Origin of the sequence: Thalassolituus sp. UBA2009, assembly GCF_002335285.1 — a bacterium.
Taxonomy (GTDB): domain Bacteria; phylum Pseudomonadota; class Gammaproteobacteria; order Pseudomonadales; family Oceanobacteraceae; genus Venatoribacter; species Venatoribacter alkanivorans.
On the sequence record NZ_DDCJ01000060.1, the window covers coordinates 1 to 15,485 of the forward strand.

At 51.9% G+C, this 15,485-nt stretch carries 18 protein-coding genes; 3 read left to right on the forward strand and 15 right to left on the reverse strand.

Annotation, left to right across the window (positions count from 1 at the left end; translation table 11 throughout):
* From B3P58_RS06780 to B3P58_RS06800, 5 genes are all read right to left on the reverse strand, one after another.
* A partial coding sequence (locus B3P58_RS06780; protein ID WP_286716586.1) for an alkyl/aryl-sulfatase occupies positions 1-1,458 on the reverse strand: 1,458 nt, incomplete at its 3' end.
* Between the two features lie 150 nt (positions 1,459-1,608).
* Positions 1,609-2,856, reverse strand: a complete 1,248-nt coding sequence (locus B3P58_RS06785; protein ID WP_286716588.1) for an FtsX-like permease family protein — start codon at positions 2,854-2,856, stop codon at positions 1,609-1,611.
* Positions 2,850-3,602 (reverse strand): ABC transporter ATP-binding protein, encoded by a 753-nt coding sequence (locus B3P58_RS06790; RefSeq protein ID WP_286716589.1) that lies wholly within the window; start codon positions 3,600-3,602, stop codon positions 2,850-2,852. The genes B3P58_RS06785 and B3P58_RS06790 overlap by 7 nt, the downstream gene beginning before the upstream one ends.
* Positions 3,603-3,607: 5 nt before the next feature.
* A complete protein-coding gene (locus tag B3P58_RS06795) occupies positions 3,608-5,734 on the reverse strand; it encodes a TonB-dependent receptor (RefSeq protein WP_286716590.1) in 2,127 nt (708 codons plus the stop codon).
* A 72-nt stretch (positions 5,735-5,806) separates the two neighbouring features.
* The gene (locus B3P58_RS06800; RefSeq protein WP_286716591.1) at positions 5,807-7,261 is read right to left on the reverse strand and encodes a hypothetical protein; all 1,455 of its coding nucleotides are present in this window, start codon (positions 7,259-7,261) and stop codon (positions 5,807-5,809) included.
* Between the two features lie 121 nt (positions 7,262-7,382).
* Between B3P58_RS06800 and B3P58_RS06805 the strand changes: the two genes are divergently transcribed.
* A complete protein-coding gene (locus B3P58_RS06805; protein WP_286716592.1) occupies positions 7,383-8,009 on the forward strand; it encodes a DUF3299 domain-containing protein in 627 nt (208 codons plus the stop codon).
* Positions 8,010-8,031: 22 nt separating this feature from the next.
* On the opposite strand, the gene zigA is transcribed toward B3P58_RS06805, so the two are convergent.
* A complete protein-coding gene (gene zigA, locus B3P58_RS06810; protein WP_286716599.1) occupies positions 8,032-9,228 on the reverse strand; it encodes a zinc metallochaperone GTPase ZigA in 1,197 nt (398 codons plus the stop codon).
* 264 nt (positions 9,229-9,492) lie between these two features.
* On the opposite strand from zigA, the gene B3P58_RS06815 reads away from it, so the two are divergent.
* Entirely contained in the window at positions 9,493-10,170 is a 678-nt protein-coding gene (locus B3P58_RS06815) for a phosphatase PAP2 family protein (protein ID WP_286716593.1), read from the forward strand.
* Positions 10,171-10,182: 12 nt separating this feature from the next.
* Here B3P58_RS06815 and B3P58_RS06820 read toward each other — a convergent pair whose 3' ends face one another.
* From B3P58_RS06820 to B3P58_RS06860, 9 genes are all read right to left on the reverse strand, one after another.
* Positions 10,183-10,704 (reverse strand): class I SAM-dependent methyltransferase, encoded by a 522-nt coding sequence (locus B3P58_RS06820; RefSeq protein ID WP_349676574.1) that lies wholly within the window; start codon positions 10,702-10,704, stop codon positions 10,183-10,185.
* A 122-nt stretch (positions 10,705-10,826) separates the two neighbouring features.
* On the reverse strand, positions 10,827-11,324 hold the full coding sequence (locus tag B3P58_RS06825) for an N-acetyltransferase (RefSeq protein ID WP_286716595.1): 498 nt from the start codon (positions 11,322-11,324) through the stop codon (positions 10,827-10,829).
* A 53-nt stretch (positions 11,325-11,377) separates the two neighbouring features.
* On the reverse strand, positions 11,378-11,785 hold the full coding sequence (locus B3P58_RS06830) for a hypothetical protein (protein ID WP_230330791.1): 408 nt from the start codon (positions 11,783-11,785) through the stop codon (positions 11,378-11,380).
* Positions 11,786-11,800: 15 nt separating this feature from the next.
* Entirely contained in the window at positions 11,801-12,037 is a 237-nt protein-coding gene (locus B3P58_RS06835; RefSeq protein WP_230330790.1) for a helix-hairpin-helix domain-containing protein, read from the reverse strand.
* 172 nt (positions 12,038-12,209) lie between these two features.
* Entirely contained in the window at positions 12,210-12,734 is a 525-nt protein-coding gene (locus B3P58_RS06840) for a hypothetical protein (RefSeq protein ID WP_230330789.1), read from the reverse strand.
* Positions 12,735-12,761: 27 nt separating this feature from the next.
* On the reverse strand, positions 12,762-13,367 hold the full coding sequence (locus B3P58_RS06845; RefSeq protein WP_230330788.1) for a DUF1643 domain-containing protein: 606 nt from the start codon (positions 13,365-13,367) through the stop codon (positions 12,762-12,764).
* A gap of 82 nt (positions 13,368-13,449) precedes the next feature.
* Positions 13,450-13,815, reverse strand: a complete 366-nt coding sequence (locus B3P58_RS06850) for a hypothetical protein (protein WP_225693365.1) — start codon at positions 13,813-13,815, stop codon at positions 13,450-13,452.
* Positions 13,816-13,898: 83 nt separating this feature from the next.
* Complete coding sequence (locus B3P58_RS06855) at positions 13,899-14,609, reverse strand: hypothetical protein (protein ID WP_230330787.1); 711 nt, start codon at positions 14,607-14,609, stop codon at positions 13,899-13,901.
* A 94-nt stretch (positions 14,610-14,703) separates the two neighbouring features.
* A complete protein-coding gene (locus B3P58_RS06860) occupies positions 14,704-15,042 on the reverse strand; it encodes a hypothetical protein (protein WP_230330786.1) in 339 nt (112 codons plus the stop codon).
* Positions 15,043-15,302: 260 nt separating this feature from the next.
* Here B3P58_RS06860 and B3P58_RS06865 point away from each other — a divergent pair.
* Positions 15,303-15,485: hypothetical protein (locus B3P58_RS06865; protein ID WP_286716598.1), on the forward strand; the 183-nt coding region annotated here is incomplete at its 3' end.

Here is a 15,485-nt window from a genome sequence, read left to right on the forward strand (position 1 = left end):
GGCGCCTCCGGCGAGATCAACATAACCGGCGGCACGTTGCGGATCGGGCAGTGTATCAAGGTGGGCCGGGTTGGCGTCGTACCAGCCTAAATAGCCCTGATAAACAGCGCGTGCATTGTGTTTTACCGTGCCGTAATAACCCCGGCTGGAAAAGGCCTGGGCGAGGGAATCGGGCAGGGCCAGATCTTCAGCAATTTCACCCGGTGTCATGCCCTGGTTCATACGGCGTACGGTCTGGTCGTGAATAAATTTATAGGTATCGCGCTGTTGTTTCAGGAAGGTCTGAATACGCTCTTTGCCCCACATCGGCCAGTGATGGCTGGCAAAATAAATATCGGCATCGGCAAACAGGTTACGTGCTTCTTCAATATAGGCACTCCATTTCAGTGCATCGCGTACCTTGGCACCACGCAGGGTATAGAGGTTGTGCATGTTACGCGATACCACTTCGCCACCGCAGAAGGCTTTATATTGTGGTAAATAAAAGGTGAACTCAGCCGGTGCTTCGGATTCCGGGGTGTACTGGAACTGAAACTGAATACCGTCAATGGTCAGCTCGGTCGGGGTTTCACTGACCAGCTGATTGGGTTCAATAATACTGAATTCACCAAAGGCCGGGCCTTTACCCAGGCCGGAATCCACATGGCCGAATTCATCGCGGGCCAGATTTTTACCGTACATATAAACCGCACGGCGACTCATGGCGGTACCGGCAATAATATTTTCGCTGGTGGCCTCTTCCATAAATCCGGCCGGTGCAATCACCGGAATATTACCCTGCTCAATTTCCTGCTGGCTGATAATGCCGAGCACGCCACCAAAATGGTCGATATGGCTGTGGGTAAATAAAATGGCGCTGATATTCTGTGTGCCCGGGTAACGTTCTGCCAGTTGTTGCATGGCGAAGCCAAAGGCGGTGCGTGCAGTTTCTTTAGCGGTGATCGGGTCGATCACAATCCAGCCGCTGTCACCTTTAATCAGCGTCATGTTGGATAAATCGAAGCCACGCAGCTGATAAATGCCCGGCGTTACTTCAAATAAACCATGAATATTATTCAGCTGCGCCTGACGCCACAGGCTGGGGTTGACGCTGTCGGGCGCATCACCCTGTACAAAACCGTAGGCGGGCATATCCCAGACCTTTGTTGCAGGGTCGGCCAGCGAAGTAACCTGCAGGTTTTCCGGGCTGGCAATCAGGCCACGGCGGGCATCGTTAAAATCCTGCTGATCATTCAGGTTCAGTTGCTCTGCTACCTTGCGGTTGGTCGCAATGGTGGTGGCGGTAGCTGCGCGTTCGTCGCTGCTGATGCTGATCTGGTTATCGGACTGACCGCAGGCGCTCAGTAACAGACCGGCGCTGAGCAGCAGTCCGGCGTTGAGCAGCAGTCCGGCGTTGAGGCATTGCTGGCCACGGGGTTTGCGTAAGCGCAAAGCAGGGAAAGGAAGTTTGATTGTCATTATAAGCTCCTGTGCTGATTCCTCAGTGTAGGAGCCTGGATGATGCGCTGCCGGTTCGCGCCGGTCAGTCACTTGTCTTTACTGACCACTCTGAAGTGGCCAGTATGCTGATGCTGCCGGTTTTAATGCTCGCGGTTTAATGTGAGCAGTTTAATGTTGAGTGGTTAACGACAAACGGTAGGCCGACAGCGCCGGTAACAGGCCGGCGAGCAGTGCCAGGCTCAGGCTGAGCGCAGCGTAGAGCCAGACGTCCTGCAGGTTGAGCAGTGGTTCAATCAACAGGCCGTAATGTTCGGCCAGTAGCGGCTGGGCCAGCCACTGAGTCGCCGCGGCCATGCTCAGGGCCAGCAACCAGCTGAGCAGCGTCAGCAGTAATACCTCGGTTTCCAGCAGCACAAAGAGGTACAGCGGGCGGGCGCCGATAATGCGCAGCAGGGCAATTTCCTGACGCCGTCCGGCCACGGTGACCTGCAGCATGGCCACCGAGCCGAGCAGGCTGGTGATTAACATCAGCAGGCTCAGTGCCTGCAGCAGTTGTTCGGCATTGCCCAGTAATTGCCAGAATTCGCTCAGGGCAACGCCGGGAATCACCGCGGTTAGCGGTTCCTGATGGGGCTGGTTTAAAACGTTCTGCAGCTGAAATAACAGCGGCCGTGAGGTCAGCCCAACAAAGAGGGCCGAGATCGTATCAGCCTCAGGCAGATCCTGCCAGCCGGCCTTTGCCAGACGCTCGGCCTGTTGCAGATCGTGCAGCGCTTCCAGTGTCTGCAGATGCACGTGCAGCGAGCGGTCAACCGGCGTGCCGGTTAGCTGCAGGATACCGGCAACCACAAAATCCACCTCTTTGTGTTGCATAAAGCTGTGGCCGTGGCTGCCATGGCTGAGGTGCAGATGATCGCCGGTTTGATAGCCACGCTCGCGTGCCACGGTGGCACCAATAAACACCTGCAGCGGTGCGGCAAAGTGCGGTTGCTGCAGATTGATCGCCGGCAGGGCGCTGCTTAATTGCAGCGCCTGCTGGCGGCCATAACGGAAGTGGCGGAAGTAATCGTCGTTGGTGCCGATCACCGCATAGCCCTGATGGGAGTCGCCGAGCACGATGGGAAAGGTCCAGGCGGTTTGCGGCCGTTGTCCGATTTCATGCCAGCGCTCTGCCGACATCGCCTGAGTCGGCGTGCCCATGCGGAATACCGAATACAGCAACACCTGCAGCGGATGGCTGCGGGCGGCCACAATCAGGTCGGTGCCGCTGATGCTGTTGCTGAAACTGCTGCGTAACTCGCTGCTTAAGCTGCGCGTCAGTAACAGGGTGGCGAGACTCAGGCTCATGGCCAGCACAATCAGCGCGACCGCCAGTTTACGCTGCAGCAGACTTTTAACGGCCAGACGCATCAGCATGGCAGTGGCTCCTTATCTGATTCCGGCGTGGCGCGGTAACCGGGCTTGCAGCTGGCGATATCCAGCACCCGGTCAAAATGCGGCTGCAGGCTGAGGTCGTGGCTGACCAGTAACAGGCTGGCGCCGCTGGCGGAACACTCCTGCAGCAGCAGGCGCATAAAGGCATCTTTGTTTGCACTATCCAGTGCCGAGGTCGGTTCGTCGGCGATGATCAGTGCCGGGCGGTGCACCAGCGCGCGGGCAATGGCGGCACGCTGCTGCTGGCCAACGCTCAGCCGCGCCACGGTCTGATTTGTCTGAGCGCTGAGGTTCAGCTGTTGCAGCAGATAGCTCTGCCAGTCGCGGTCATTGTGTTGCCCGGCAAAATTCTGCATCAGCTGCAGGTTTTCGCTCACCGTCAGGTAGGGCAGCAGGTTAAAAGTCTGGCTGATCACTCCGGTTTTGCTGGCACGCAGGTGGTCGCGCTGGCGTGCGCTCAGTTGCCACAGCGATTTACCGGCCAGCCATACCTCGCCGGTACTGGGCTGACACAGGCCGGCAATAATATTCAGCAGAGTCGATTTACCGCTGCCCGACGGGCCATGCAGAAAACAGCGCTCGCCGGCCTGTAATTGAAAATGGCGGATATCCAGCAGCGTTTCCGCCTGTCCGGATTGGGCATCCGGCCAGGCGTGCAGCAGATGGCGGATTTCCAGCACCGGCTGTGTGGCTGCTGATTGATCTGCAGAAAGACCGGGGTTGTGCATGTTGATCAGAAGCTCCAGTTCAGCCCCAGCTGAATATTGCGCCCGGCAAGCGGGGCCGCATGTTTCAGGTAGGACACATGGTTAACGGCGTATTGGTCGGTCAGGTTACTGGCGGCGAGGCGCCAGAGCAATTCGCTGTGCGCTAACAATTGGCGGTAACTGAGGCTGGCGTTCAGCAGCGTATGGCCGTCGCTGGGGTCTTCGTTGGCGGCGGTGCGCTTCTGGCTGGCTGTTGCCTGTCCTTCCAGACGCATCAGCAGATGCCCGCTTTCCCGGTTGATGGCAAACAGGGCACTGGCCGGTGGCGTACGTGGCAGATGATCACCGTTACGCAGACGCGCCTGAACCACATCGGCATTGATATCCAGATGCCAGAGTTCGTTAATGTTGTGCTGCCAGCTGAACTCCGCACCGAGAAAACGGGCATCGTCCTGCTCATGACGATACACATTATTATCGTGGAAGGGGTCGGTAAAATCTTTCAGCTCGTTGTAGATGTAATCCTGGAAACGGTAGTGGAACAGGGCGATTTTTACGCGGTCATGTTCGCTTTCACGCAGCCAGTTAATATCCACTGTCCAGGCGGTTTCCACGCTCAGGTCGGGATTATCGAGCTGGAACGAGAAGGTTGCATGATGATCACCATTCCAGAACAGCTCGGCGGCGTCCGGTGCGCGTTGTACCCGTGCCAGATTCAGTCCCAGACGCTGTTGCTCATCCAGCACCCAGGTGCCTCCTGCCGACAATGTCGCCGGATTGAAATTTTTGTCGTTGTAGTAGCTGCGTTGCTGGCGATAGTTGGGGTCAATCGGGTCCGGGTCTGAGCTGATACTGACAGAATCAAGGCGTGCCCCAAGTTCCAGCGTACCCTGTGCCCAATCTCGTTGTTCAACCAGAAACACACCGGTTTGCGTGGTTTCGTTCAGGGGCATTGGCGTTGAGTGGGAATGCAGAAAGCCGCCACGTTCACGGTTTAACAGGTTGAAGCCGGTTGCTCCGTCCCAGGCGGTTGCCGCAAACGAAGGGATGCCGCTGCAGCCGCTGTGATTATGGCATAAGGCCAGTTTCTGATATTTCATCTGCAGACCAAAGGTTCCCTGCCACTGGCCGAATGCCGCATGGCGGATACGGCTTTGCAGCTCCCGGCTTTCCTGCTCAAACAGGCCGATATCCACAGTGGCAGCACCGGGAATATCATTCCGGGCCCCGGTTTCTGCGTGTTTATAATCGTTGAATGACAGCTCGGTGCGCCATTCATCCAGCCAGCTGAAAGCGCCGGACGGGTCAGGACGCCAGGCACCTTTCAGATCGTAACGGACTTGTGTGGGCTTAACCCGGAAAGCCTCGCCATCGGTATTGGGCACACCGTAGTCATATTCCAGAGTGCTGATGCTGCCACCGATAAAGCCCCGTTTACCGTCGGCCCAGCTCAGGGCAACAGCACCGCCTGAGCCTTCGCTGTCGCTGTTGGCAATGCGGCCACTGTTACTGGCGGCGGGTATATTGCCGCGCTCGCCGCTATGGTAATCAGCGGCACTGCGTTGAAAACCGTCGAGGTGCAGTGTCCAGTTGCCACGGCTTGTATCCATTAAGCCATCAGTGCTGTAACCGCTGTCGTTACTGCTGCCTTTAATATTCAGTCCGCCGCTCAGGCCTGAGCCTGGTTGTTCATGGATGCGGCGGTCGATCAGGTTAACCACGCCGCCAATGGCGCCACCACCGTACATCAGGGTGGCCGGACCGTAGATCACTTCAATCTGTTCTGCGGAGCTGGCTTCTGCCATGGGTGAGTGGTCGGAGCTCATGGCGGATAAGTCGGCACTGTCACTGCCATTCTGCAGGATTTTTACCCGGCTGCCGCTCATACCGCGAATAACCGGCCTGCCAACGCCGGGCCCAAACGAGGCGTTGGCAATACCTGGCGTGCTGTCGAGTAATGTACCGAGGGTGTCACCCGGGTTGTCGTTGATCGCGTCCTTATTAAGAACGGTCGCAGGTTGGGCAACATCATAGATTGAATTCTGTCCGGCACTGCTGACAACGACGGTATCAAGTTCGGCGGAATGAGCGAGTGCCTCAACGGACAGGCAAGCGGAGGTAAGACTTGTAATAACGAGAAGCAGACGAGGCATAAAAAAGAACCTGAAACGTAAGGGCCAGCAGATGCTGGCCCGGGTTATCTGAGCAGGGGTTACGCAGAGTAATTAATGATCGTGATCATCATCCGCGTGCTCTTCCTCTGCTGCATGAGCGAATACAGCGCTGAAGGCATTGTTCAGGTTGCTGTTGGCAGTCGTTGAGTGCAGGTGATAATCGTCTTCAGCACTATGGGTATCGACTTCGTACAGTGTGCCTGTTGCACTGTTTACAACCAGAAACTCAAAAGCACCGGCCAGCAGCTGAGCATTAGCTGTGTTCCAGATTGCTGCAGCGGCTCCCAGTTGCTCCCGTGCAGTTTCTCCGCTGGCTACCGGATTACTGCTCTCATCGACATCAAAGCGGCTCACGGCCAGCTTGCCGCTGTTACTCAGAAGAGCGATGGCATCGTCTTCGGTTGTTGTTGTCACCGCGATAATGTCACCGAAGTTTTCACCGGTAACGGACACTAAATCGCCACGGTGTGGATGATCGTTGTGCGCATTGACCAGCCACAGCTGATCGGCAGACCAGACAGCAATAACACTGTGTTCATGGTTCGTTTTGGTTAACCCGGTAATGTTTTCGATAAAGCCGGTACTGCCTGTTGTGACTTCACCGACAGCACCTTCACGGCGGGTTTCGGTGGCAGGGTAGCGCTGGGTGACATGGAGGGTTTCACCGGCGCCTTGCGGATGGCCGTCAATGGTTACATAGCCGCTGATCAGCCAGCGCAAGGTGCCATCACCGCATAAAATTAGTGTGAAGTTTTCAGTCTGAGCAGTTTGTTCTACGCCATCGGCGCAGGTCATGGATTCTGCAAAGTACCCACCTTCGTGCGGGCGTACCCAAATCAGACCATCACTACCGGTTGTGCCGTCAGCATTAACCACGGTGATGTCGGTATTGGCCGGGGTTACAGCGTTAGCCGTAAAGGTCATGAACTGACCGCCCTGTAAAGCCAGAGCCGGATAGACAAGGTTATTGGGTAAATTCAGCCCGCTAACGACTTCGCCATCGGCGGCTTCCAGCAGCAGGCCGCTGCCATCATTTTTCAGCACAGAGAAATGATCCGTTGTGGCGACGACCTGAGCGACATCGGCAATATGGGCTGCGGTTAATGTTGCAACAGCATGAGCGTGAGCATCTTTACCGTGCATATGCTCCAGACCCGAACTGACAATGCTCAGATCACTGCCATTCAGCATGGCGAGGGTGACACCATCGTTAGACAGAACCAGCTGAGCATCGGCACCTGTGGCTACGGTGGTGGAGGTGAACTGCTCGCTTGCAACTGTCTGATCAAACATTTTCAGGGTGTCAGCAGAGCCGGACAGAGAGTAAATCAAACGACCACCTTCGGCGTGATCATGGTTATGATCGTTATCACTGCTGTCACTGCTGCTGTCGCCACCACAGGCGCTCAGGGTCAGGGCCAGCAAGGTGGTTAAGGCGGTGGTCGTTACCGGCTTAAGCAAATGGCGGTGACGGAAGCGTACCTGGGGTTGTGCTCGTAGGTTCATGCTGAATTCCTTATAGTCTGCGTCTTGTGTCAGTAACGTTGGCGCTGCCTGGCTTGGCAAGGTGCGGCGCGCCAAAGAAATGATATGTTATATTATAACCTTAAGAATAGGAAACCCTGAGATGGCTGTTTTTCGTTCTCTGCTGTCGGGCAGTCGCCGGACTGCTGGCTCCTGGCTGCTGGTACTCGGCAGCTCCGCGTGTGTTAGCGCCGCGTTTGTGACAAGCGCGCAGGCCGCAGACCCGGTCTATCGCGAAATTGAATTTGCCGATTTGCTGCCGGATGAGGATTTTAAGGCGCTGTCGAATCCACCGGCTGAGCTGGCGGCGATTGCCGATGGCTCAGAAGAAGATCAGATTGATGCCGCGCTGGGGCAGGGCGAAGCGGTGAAAAACCCGGATCAGCCGCAGACTGACTGGCACCGGGCGTTGCAATCAACCAATATCCGCGCTGAATTTAACGGCCAGAAAGTCCGTATTCCGGGCTACATAGTCCCGCTGGAGTTTGATGACCAGCAGGTAGTTACCGAGTTCTTTCTGGTGCCTTACTACGGCGCCTGTATTCATCTGCCGCCACCACCACCGAATCAGCTGATTCTGGGCAAAAGCAGCGATGGGGTAATGCTGGAAACCATCTACGATCCGTTCTGGATTGAAGGCACGCTGCTGACGGAAGTGAATAAAAATGACGTTGCGACTTCGGCCTACCGCATGACGGTTGAGCAGATTATTCCGTATAAAATGCAGTAAGCCTGAGCCGTTGTGAGCGGGGTTACTCCCAGGCTGGGAATGGGTCGGGCAGTTGTTGCCAGAGCTCTTTCCCGGCCAGCAGTTCTTTATCGTTCAGCAGGCAGGCATCCAGCTGGGCTGTGACTTCAGCAGCGTCCAGCCCTTGCCCGATAAACACCAGCTCCTGGCGCATATCGCCAAAAGGCTCCACCCATTTTTCGCGGATATAGGCGAGGGATTCTTCATCCTGTGGCCAGCGCTCATCGGGTACGGCTTTCCAGAACATGCCGGCAAAACCATGGTGGGCGATACCGCCAGCCTGACTCCATTGACCGGCAAATTGCGGGCGGCTGGCCAGCCAGAAATAGCCTTTGGAGCGCAGCAGCTTGCCATCTGGCCAGTCCTGATGCAGAAAATCCCAGAATTTTTGCGGGTGAAAGGGTTTGCGCGCGCGGTAAACAAAACTGCCGATACCGTATTCTTCTGTTTCCGGATGATGCTCGCCGCGTAGTTCCTGCAGCCAGCCCGGTGCCTGAGCGGCCTGATCAAAATCAAAACTGCCGGTGCCCAGTACTTTATCCAGCGGCGCATTGCCTTTAACCATCGGGATCTGTTCAGCGCGTGGATTCAGACTGTGCAGAATGGCCTGCAGGCGCTGCAGTTGCTCCGCGCTGACCAGATCGGTTTTGCTGATTAGCAGCTTGTCGCAGAATTCAATCTGATCAATCAGCAGATCGCTGACACTGCGCTGGTCGTCCTCACCCAAGGATTCACCGCTTTCCTGCAATGAACGGGCGGCGTCAAAATCCTGCAGAAAATTTACCGCATCGACCACCGTGACCATAGTATCCAGGCGGGCAATATCCGACAGGCTGACGCCATCTTCATCGGCGAAGGTAAAGGTTTCAGCTACCGGCAGAGGCTCGGCGATGCCGGTGGATTCAATCACCAGATAATCAAAGCGCCCGGCTTCCGCCAGTTGGCGTACCTCAATTAACAGGTCTTCGCGCAGGGTGCAGCAAATGCAGCCGTTGCTCATCTCCACCAGTTTTTCTTCACCACGCTTCAGCTCAACTTCGTCTTTTACGAATGCAGCATCGATATTCACCTCGCTCATATCATTCACAATCACCGCCACCCGACGGTTATCGCGGTTATGCAGAATATGATTGAGCAGGGTGGTTTTACCGGCACCGAGAAAGCCAGACAGCACGGTAACCGGCAGGCGGGTATCGGCCATCGCCGGAGTTGAATGGGTGGGGGAAGTCGCAGGAGTGTTCATTGAATCCTCGTACTGGGTTGCGTGAGTTATCATAATTAACACATGTTATAACGTAACATTTATGGATTTGAGAAAGCAAGATAAGAAGAGAAGGGTGAGCCGCAAGTAACAGAAGGGCGCCGGAAGAGCGCGCAAGAAAGCCTGGCAGGAGCTGGTCACTGGGCTGTTGGCATTAAAACCGTTATCCTTGCGCTCTTTATGTTTAACGCGGATTTAACCCACATGGCTTTTGCAAAACAGCACATCGATTGGATTTTATTTATTCTTCTGGCCGCAGTTTTTATCGCGTTTCCACAGATTGATCTGAGCGTCAGCCGCTGGTTTTACGACGCAGAACAGGGTAACTGGCCGCTGGCCAACCATCCGATCAGCGAGTCGGTGTATGCGTTATTCCGTTATGTACCCTATGTGCTGGTGCCGGTTTTACTGATTGCCGTGGCGCTGACCTTTGTTAAAGGCGGTATTGCGCAGGCGCAGCGCAAAGCCTGGGTATTTATTCTGGTGTCGTTGCTGGCGGGCCCCGGCATTCTGGTGCATACCGTATTTAAAGAAGGTTTTGACCGCGCGCGGCCAAAGCAGGTGCAGGAATTTGGCGGCCACAGTGGTTTTACTCCGGCCTTTGTGATTTCTGACCAGTGTGCAAAAAAATGTAAATCTTTCGTTAGCGGACATGCGGCGATGGGATTCTGGTTGATGGCTTTTGCCTGGGTTTTCCGCCGCCGCAGCTGGTTCTGGGCTGGTATGGCCGTGGGAATTGTGGTCAGCGCCGGGCGTATTGTACAGGGCGGACACTTTTTAAGTGATACGATTTTTGCCGGTTTTGTCTGCTATTTTACCTACCGGCTGATGAGCTACTGGATTCTGGGTTACAGCCGGATTCAGGACGATAAAAAAGCCTGAGAAAACCTCTGATTATTTTCTGGCAACAATAAAAACGGACTGTGCTGCCGGTTGCCAGAGATGATCGATACTGAAGCCTGCATGATTCAGTTTTTCCACTAACTCCGTTTTATTAAAACGATGTACAAAGGGCGCCAGATTCAGCACCTGCATAACCGGAATCAGCATACGCCACAAGATATTCATTTCCTTCACCAGTGCCGTGCTGGTAATAAATACGCCACCCGGTTTTAACGCTTTATAACTGGCGCTGATAGCGGAATCCGGATCTTCCAGCAGGTGCAGGATATTCAGCCCCAGCACGGCGTCAAAGCTAGCGACGGGTGGATTAATACTTTCCAGCGTTCCCTGCTGAAAACGGATATTATTGATCTCCGCGTCATTGGCTTTCTGTGCCGCGATGGCCAGCATATTGTCAGAAATATCCGTTGCCAGAACCTCTTTAACATACGGCGCATGAACCATCGCGGTGCTGCCGGTACCACAGCCAAATTCCAGCACTGACCAATCGGGTTGCAGATACTGCTGGGTTATTTACAGCTTCTTACGGTAGGCCGCTTCATCCTGAATCTGGCTTTTGGCATAGTGCTGCGCACTGTTATCCCAGAATGTCTTTGAATCCTTCATCGTAATCTCCTTTGCTTACGTGTGGCGGACTACGCCGTAAAGTGCAGCAGTAATTCAGTGTGTCCGGTATGACTGTCGGCTTGTTCCCGGACCAGTGTAAAGCCCTGACTCCGGTAAAAACGACAGCTGGGTTCGTTGGCTTTATATACCGTAAGATGCAGCTCATTGCGCTGCTGTTTGGCGTGATTTAATAATTGTTTACCAATGCCCCGACCCTGCTGTTGCGGAGCAACAAAGATGGCAGCCAGCGTGTTGTTATGCAGAGCATAAAAACCGACAACCTGTGCATTCAGCTCAAATACCCAGACATCGGAGTTGGGTAAATACACATCTCGCATATTATCCAGCTGAGACTGCCAGAATGATGACTCAATAAAATCATGGGCTTTAACGGACGCATCCAGCCAGACTGTCAGTATTGCGTCGATATCACTGCGGGCTGCCTGTGTGCTGCCTGCGCCGGGTGGGGGCTGCGTAGTGGGGGAGGTTGTGGTATCCAGACGGATACCGGCAGCGGGTCTGATCATAATTATCCGGAGGAAGTTTTAACAACAAAGAGAGTTTTAACAACAAAGAGAGTTCAGGGCATATCAAGGCAACTGAAACTGTCTGGCAGAATCTGCTGCTGATTATCGCGCTCAAATTTTAAAAATCGGGTGGAACATTCCTGATTCTGCCAGGGTTTGCAATCGGAAACCGATAGCGTACAGACCCCGTTATAACAACCGTAACTCAGGCGGTTTCTGCTGGTTGTATTATTCATTTCCAGCAGCGAGGCAATAACAGCGCCCACTGTGGTAACCGGGCTGCCTTCACAGGCGTAATTCTCTGCGGCAATTTCCGTGCTGGCATAGCGCATCACATTTTTCAGTAATGGCTGTTGTTCTGCTGCAGACGGACTTTCGCGATAGGAACAAACCCAGGCACTGAACAAGCCAGTGGTAGCTCCCAACAGGAAAATAATAATATTCAGTGTTGTACGTTTCATCGCATAAATTTCCGCTTATAAACCGGCTTTGGCCCGTTCAATCGCGGCATTAATTGCCGCTTTCGCTTGTGGGCTGTTTTTCCAGCAGGTGGTTCTCAGCATCTGAGCCACTCTCTCGGCGATATCTTCTGCGTTGTAAGTGGCCAGCTCAGCCAGCGAACTGATACCAATTTCCTCAAAGCGTTTGATCACGGTCGGGCCAACGCCCTTCAGCGCCAGCAGGGCTTCTTTTTCAGGTTCAGAAAATTTCATAGATTACTTTATTTTAGGGTAATGGATATTCGGATTTGGTGGTTATGTCGGTCAAAATCAAAGTCTTTCTTAGCTGAGTTATTTTTGGCATTGGACACCTCGTCGGTTTAAATTTGGTGTCCGTTAAAGCGGGGCAAGATCATTGTCCTGCTAGCTGTATTTGTTAGCCGATTTATGACATATGGGCACGCGCTGTTTCCTCATTTTCCCACGACACAAAGTATGCATTCCTTGGTAACTCTTCGTAACTTGAAGCTCCTTGCGCCCCCGCTAATGCGCCCATAGCCTGAATAGAAAATGCCATTTGCCACTTATTCCCGAGTTTGACGAAGGTCACGCCATTAGAATCTTCATGAATAGCACGCGTTTTTGACGTGTGTGGCCACACCCACCAAACATAGGGGTATTCAGTATTCCCTTCTTTCATTTGATAACACATCTCATAAAGCAACTCGCGAACTGTTAAGTCTTTTTTGTGAGCAATTAGATTTTTAGCTATTCCCATATTGTGTGGGTTTAACCAGCTTTCATAAACAGTAACGTTTGAAAGCATGGTTGTCGGCAATGCTGGGCTTGCTACTCCATTTACCCAAGGCGCGGCTTTTTTATAGTTCGTTCCTCTTCTTAAAGCCACATCCCTTTTAGTCAAGTTTTGTTTAGCGAATTTCTGCCAGATTTTTTCAATAACGTCGTCCATCGTAATGTACCGTTTACGGCTAACGCCTCAAACACCGGCGCAGCTTTCTGCGTCCGAGTGCTTTGACTTGTTAGGCGCTGCTTGCAACAACGCGCTGATGCTTGGTTTTAACTTCTGTCTTTGCCAAATCATGGGGTGTTTTGGCGTGCCTGAATTGTTTTTTGGCAATAAAATTTCATTTAGTGATTCTAGGTGACTAAGGACTAATGCCTGCCTTTCTTTTATTTCGGCATCACGTTGCCCCCAGTTTTCATAATCTCCGTAAGCCAATATATAGCTTTGGAAAATTGACAACGGCAGCTTGTCAAAAACAATGCTACTTGAATCTCTTAAGTGCCAGTTATCGAATAGATTCTGTGGTGACGGACTGGCATAGTCAAAAAGATTTATGACATAAGGATTTAGATTTGCTGAACCACAAACTTCTCTCAGAATTCTCAAAGTTGTATCTTTATTTAGGTTTGATCCATCTCCACTCAGGCTTCCAGGATTAAACATTACGACTAACAAAGAATTCCAGTTTGGATTTTTTATTTGGTGGCACCAATGACGATAATTGCCATCGCTCTCCCAAGAGACAGACCATCCATCTAATTCATGACTAAAAACCTGCCCGGTATTGATTGAGTTCATGATGTTCCTTTTCGCCTAACGTTTCAATAACCGGCGCAGCTTTGCTGCGTCCGGTGCCGTAGGCGCGAAGTTGATTGACTTGTTAAAAGGTAGAGTCAACGGCCTGCTCCTTATACTTTACTACAAACTCTTTTGCCTCCTTGAGCGACGCTGGGTATGCGACATGATAAAAGCCACCATCTTCCCTTTGTTCGTAGACTGATTGGAACAGGAAACCATGCTCCACTAAAAATCTAACTTTCTCCCACTGAGCCTTATCAGTGGCTTTGGGCGCAGAAAATTTTCGACCCACCTCAATTAGAACCCCACCGCACTCAGGACACTTTCTTAATTCCGGCGCTTGCGGTTTTTTAAAGCTCTTGCAGCATTCAAAGCACAAGTTTGGAAAGAGGTAGCTTTGTATATGTTTCTCCTTTGGAAAGTTACTATGATGCTTGAACTTACTCATTTCCGTGGGTGCCTTTTAACGTTTGGTTAAGGGGCGGGCTTTAGCCCGTCCCAGCGAGCGGAGCGAGCGATTTGAACCATTTGTTAGGCATCTGAGGCACATAGTATGGCTAGAGCCTCTTTGAAGTTGTGCTTTTGCCACTCCCCCTGAAAGCGCTCTCTGACATATGTTAAGTCGAAATCAGTTGGCTGGGTAAGCACATTTGTTGCTGTGGTTGTAGTTGTTTTGTATTTAAGCGTTCCGCTCAGGTGCTTGTGGTCTCTTAAAAACATTGCTTGCTCTTCTGCATTGCTGAAACTCCCTTCGAGTTCTCCTTGCAGAGTGACCAGTAGAGATGAATTAGGTGCGAGAACAGCGGAGTTCTGTATTGGGCTGGAGTCTACTTTATTAAACGCTTTCACTGGGGTTAGCAGTTTGATCTTGTATTTTTTATCTTCTTCTACGGTGAAAATAAGGTCGCTTAGACTGGCTGGAGTGGATTGATTATTTATTATGCAGAGCTCTGCTTTTAAGCTTGCCTTGTTGAAGGAGTGCCCATTACCACTTGAGAATCGCCCGCTTGCCTCCAGTATCTGAACTGTGAGCGCCTCAGATTTCTTAATTTGCTCTGATGACCATATTTTAAACGTAGCAAAATAGAAGCAGGCTAATGCCGCGAGATATGTTGCATAGGCTGCGTATACGCCAAGCTTTCCAAGTGATGGTGTTATGAGCGCAATTATGAAGCAGCATATGCCAAATTTCGCCGCGCCAACTTCAAATATTTTTATTAGATACTCTTTGTGTTGGTTCATATTCAGCCTTTGCCTAACGCTCCGCTAGAGGGCGAGCGAAGCGAGTCCTAGTGAAGGCCACGTTTTTTGTGGCCTAACGAATTTCAGCGGTTTGTTAGCATTTGGGTTCTAAGTCACCTTCAAATTCATATTTTTCACCATCTTCTGACCAAGAACCAGAAATTGTTAAAAAATCTTTCGACTCGTCTTCTATTAGAAATCGAAGCTTGCACGGAACACCTTGCTGACCTGTTTCCACTTGAAGAGATTTTTCTATTTCGGATTCGAAAATACCACTTTTAAGACTAGCTACGCCAGACCTTCTCCATTTTCCTAATCCTCCCCAACTGGCTATTACGTCAAAGGCCAATGATTTCTTATCTTCACGAATAATAAAAGAGACAACATTAATAACATCATCATCTTTAAAATATAACTGACCTTGATACTTCATACGAAATCCCTTTCATAAATGCTAACAGTTTCTTAGTAAGCATGCTCATTAACACACCTAAACCCTTGTTCAGATTCCCAGCCTAAACCACTGTCAGGGCTGTAAAAATCATCGTTATTTTCTTTCTTGTCAGGATATAAACGCGCATGCGCGCTTTTACCTTCAAGCGCTCTTTACACTTTGCGCGTTATCACTTTTCGCAGAATCTTAAGTGATTGATTTTCTTCCATTCTTTCTGAACTGAAGGTGTCAATCTGCGCATGCGCGTTTTACTGCCGGAGCGTAAACGCGCATCAGATTCCGAAAACAGTAAAATATACTGGTTGTTTGTATATTATTTTGCGTCGGTGATTTTCAGTACTTTTCCGGCAGTGAAAATCGTTCAGGTGGTGCTTGTACTCCAGACACGCTGCCGCCCATCCTTGTATACGCAGGGCAGGAAT